Annotated in this window: 1 protein-coding gene and 1 pseudogene; both read right to left on the bottom strand. The window is 59.5% G+C overall.

Annotated features, from left to right (window positions below; genetic code table 11):
- Nucleotides 1-200: hypothetical protein (locus tag EKN07_RS12425; protein ID WP_164546687.1), on the bottom strand; the 200-nt coding region annotated here is incomplete at its 3' end.
- Nucleotides 200-519, bottom strand: a pseudogene (locus tag EKN07_RS12420) (hypothetical protein); the annotation flags it as partial. The pseudogene EKN07_RS12420 and the gene EKN07_RS12425, both read right to left, overlap by 1 nt.

The following is a 519-nucleotide window of genomic DNA, read 5'->3' as shown; positions in this document are numbered from 1 at the left end:
CGGGCAATGCTGGCTTGACGCCCGTCCGATAATGCCGCACCGGCATCCATGGACTTGCTCGAGAGTTTCGCACTGGGCACAGCCGACCAGCTACCGATTAACGACGTAGAACCCGGCGTGTTACCGATCTGCTGCGCATACTCATCCACATCACGAGCACGATCCCGTAACACCTCCGGATCAACACTCAAACGGTCCATTACCCCTCACCTCCTTCCTGAGACGCCTGTTCCCCTGAGGCCTGTTCCCCAAAAACCGGACTATTGTAGGGTGCCCATTCCTCGGGTTCCCCACTGTGGATCGCCCGGCCGGTGGTGCGCAGGTGTTCTGGGACTACCTCGGTGCCCTGCGGCCAATCCTGCGACCACTTCCCCGGCACACACCCCGTATCAACCACCACCAAAGTCCGCTTGTAATAGCCCAGATCAACCTTTTGCCCGGTCTCCTCATTAAAAAACACCACCGTGTGATCCTCCGCCCGCACCGTCGTATCCACCGGGCCACTAAACCCTAACGGGG

Source organism: Actinobaculum sp. 352 (genome assembly GCF_003957265.1).
Lineage (GTDB): Bacteria > Actinomycetota > Actinomycetes > Actinomycetales > Actinomycetaceae > Asp313.
This window is presented reverse-complemented; position numbering and strand designations above follow the sequence as displayed.